At 58.4% G+C, this 2,513-nt stretch carries 4 protein-coding genes; 3 read left to right on the forward strand and 1 reads right to left on the reverse strand.

All coding sequences use genetic code 11. From position 1 onward, the window contains the following. Positions 1 to 85: 85 nt before the first annotated feature. The gene (locus tag F8N49_RS27165) at positions 86 to 463 is read right to left on the reverse strand and encodes a hypothetical protein (RefSeq protein WP_016775519.1); all 378 of its coding nucleotides are present in this window, start codon (positions 461 to 463) and stop codon (positions 86 to 88) included. A gap of 194 nt (positions 464 to 657) precedes the next feature. Between F8N49_RS27165 and F8N49_RS27170 the strand changes: the two genes are divergently transcribed. The 3 genes from F8N49_RS27170 (at position 658) to def (ending at position 2,505) form a co-directional block, all read left to right on the forward strand. Next, positions 658 to 849: a CsbD family protein gene (locus tag F8N49_RS27170; RefSeq protein WP_016775518.1), complete on the forward strand. Its 192-nt coding sequence runs from the start codon at positions 658 to 660 to the stop codon at positions 847 to 849. Between the two features lie 163 nt (positions 850 to 1,012). Continuing rightward, positions 1,013 to 1,969, forward strand: a complete 957-nt coding sequence (locus F8N49_RS27175) for a YihY/virulence factor BrkB family protein (protein ID WP_122752183.1) — start codon at positions 1,013 to 1,015, stop codon at positions 1,967 to 1,969. After that, the gene (gene def, locus F8N49_RS27180) at positions 1,966 to 2,505 is read left to right on the forward strand and encodes a peptide deformylase (protein ID WP_041479189.1); all 540 of its coding nucleotides are present in this window, start codon (positions 1,966 to 1,968) and stop codon (positions 2,503 to 2,505) included. Before F8N49_RS27175 ends, def begins: the two co-directional genes overlap by 4 nt. Positions 2,506 to 2,513: the final 8 nt, after the last annotated feature.

A 2,513-nucleotide genomic window follows, 5' to 3' on the forward strand; every position in this document is an offset into this window, starting at 1 on the left:
GACGTTCCGCGTCCAGCACTGCAGGGACGCAGAGCGTCCCGAGATGCATTCCCACGCAGAGCGTGGGAACGATCAAGTGCAAATCCTACTGACGAAACGGTGCAAAGTTGACGTTGGTCCCCGCCGGTCGCATGTCCTGCAGATACGAATCCTTGTCCGCACTCAATTCCAGGCTCAGCGCCGCCTTGCGTTTGCCTTCGTTGCGAATCACCAGGCCTTCGAGCTTTTCGCGCAGGAACACCGTGGGCACTTTCAGGTGCAGCAACTCATCGGTGGCCGGGGTGTGCAGCAGCAAGTGAATCCACTCGTACTGACCGATGGCCAGACGCGACACCGGCAGGTCGAACCACCAGATATTGCGGTTACGGTTCAGTTCGGCGAAGTGGCAGTTGTTGGTGCCGAGCACGGCGCCGCCCAGTTCCTGGTTGCGACGGGCGATGGCCTGGGTTTTATTGAGCTTCATGACATTCCTGCGAATCGGTGTGCCGGGCTCAGCGCCCGTAGGCTGAGCATTCTCGGGGCAACGCCGGCAAACATAAAGCGCAACCTGCATGCCAAGACGAAATGCCGGCAAAATAAATGAAACTCGGCGCAAAGCGCACCGGTCAATCGTTACGTAATGACTTTTCTTCCCTTTATGCTTCACGGAGAAACACCATGAGTAGCACAGGCGATAAAGTAAAAGGCATGGCCAACGAAGCCGTCGGCAATATCAAGCAAGGCGTCGGCAAAGCTACTGACAACGACAAGATGCGCGCCGAAGGCAAGGTTCAAGAGAAAAAGGGCGAAGCCCAGCAAGCGGTCGGCAACGCCAAGGACGCGGTGAAAAAGGGCGTCGACAAGGCGTAAGCGAGCCTAGAACGAATCACACGAGCGGCCATCCAAGGATGGCCGTTTTTGTATCAGAACCCTGCGGTCATCCGCCAAAGGCTCGTCAACTAGGCTACCTTGAGGTAAAAAACGGCCCCTGAGTCGCCACGACTTCAACCTTTTGCGGCGCAAGGAGACGCGAATGATATTTCCGGACATGAAAGGTCTGCCCCTGCACCGGGTGATGGTGCGCACGGTCACTGAGTTCGTCGATGACGAAATGTCGACCTACGCCTCGGCACTGGCCTACCAGATGCTGTTCTCGCTCTTCCCGTTCATTCTTTTCCTGATCGCCCTGATCGGTTTCCTGCACCTGCCGGATTTCTTCTCCTGGCTGCGTCTGCAATCCGAACTGGTGCTGCCGCCGCAGGCGCTGGAGCAGGTCAACCCGGTGATCGACCAGTTGCAGCAATCCAAGGGTGGCCTGCTGTCCATCGGTATCGTCATCGCCCTGTACACCGCGTCCGCCGGCGTGCGCCTGATGATGAGCGCAATGAACGCCGCTTACGACGTGGTCGAAGGCCGGCCGATCTGGAAGCGTTTTCCCCTGTCGATCGTCTACACCGTCGGCATCGCCGGGATGCTGCTGATCGCCGCTGCGCTGATGGTGCTCGGGCCGCAGGTGATGGGCTGGATTGCCGCACAAGTGGGCCTGGAATACTTCATCGTTACAGTGTGGACGATCGCCCGCTGGCCGGTGATCGTGATTCTGATGATGGTCGCGGTGGCGCTGATCTATTACGTGATGCCCGACGTCAAACAGGAATTCCGTTTCATCACCCCAGGCTCGGTGCTGGCCGTGGTGGTGTGGATCCTGGCCTCGTTGGGGTTTGCCTTCTACGTGAAGACCTTTGCGAACTACAACGCGATGTATGGCAGCATCGGGGCGATCATCGTGCTCTTGCTGTATTTCTACATTTCATCCGCAGTCCTGTTGCTTGGCGCGGAGATGAATGCGGTGATCGAGCATATGTCCGCCGAAGGCAAGGAAAAGGGCGAAAAAGCCCCTAGCGAGCCTGACGAATCCCCCAAACAACACGTCTCGGGCCTGGGCCGCGATCATTCGCTCAAGCCGGACACTGACGAAGCGCGACCATGATTCGTGAAATTCTGAAAATGGGCGACGAACGCCTGCTGCGCATCGCCGCGCCGGTACCACCGGAAATGTTCAACAGCGCCGAGCTCTGGCAATTGATCGATGACATGTTCCAGACCATGGAAAGCGTCGGCGGCGTTGGCCTCGCGGCGCCGCAGATCGGCGTCGACCTGCAACTGGTGATCTTCGGCTTCGAACACAGCGAGCGTTACCCGGACGCTGAAGCAGTGCCGCAGACGATCCTGATCAATCCGCTGATCACGCCGTTGAATCCGCTGATGGAAGAGGGCTTCGAAGGCTGTCTTTCGGTGCCGGGCCTGCGCGGTGCGGTGGATCGCTATCAGCAGATCCGCTACGAAGGCTTTGATCCCAAGGGCGAGCCGATCGTGCGCGTGGCCTCGGGGTTTCATGCACGGGTGGTGCAGCATGAATGCGATCACCTGATCGGTCGGCTGTATCCGTCGCGGATTACCGATTTCAGCAAGTTCGGCTTTACCGAAGTGCTGTTCCCGGACCTTGATCCCAACGCTGACGATTAACCAGAATC

Origin of the sequence: Pseudomonas sp. GXM4, from assembly GCF_008923895.1 — a bacterium.
Taxonomy (GTDB): Bacteria; Pseudomonadota; Gammaproteobacteria; order Pseudomonadales; family Pseudomonadaceae; genus Aquipseudomonas; species Aquipseudomonas atacamensis.

What these genes read in the sequence shown, in the direction of transcription:
- F8N49_RS27165 (WP_016775519.1), bottom strand. Translation starts at nt 463, where the DNA reads ATGAAGCTCAATAAAACCCAGGCCATCGCCCGTCGCAACCAGGAACTG.
- F8N49_RS27170 (WP_016775518.1), top strand. Translation starts at nt 658, where the DNA reads ATGAGTAGCACAGGCGATAAAGTAAAAGGCATGGCCAACGAAGCCGTC.
- F8N49_RS27175 (WP_122752183.1), top strand. Translation starts at nt 1,013, where the DNA reads ATGATATTTCCGGACATGAAAGGTCTGCCCCTGCACCGGGTGATGGTG.
- def (WP_041479189.1), top strand. Translation starts at nt 1,966, where the DNA reads ATGATTCGTGAAATTCTGAAAATGGGCGACGAACGCCTGCTGCGCATC.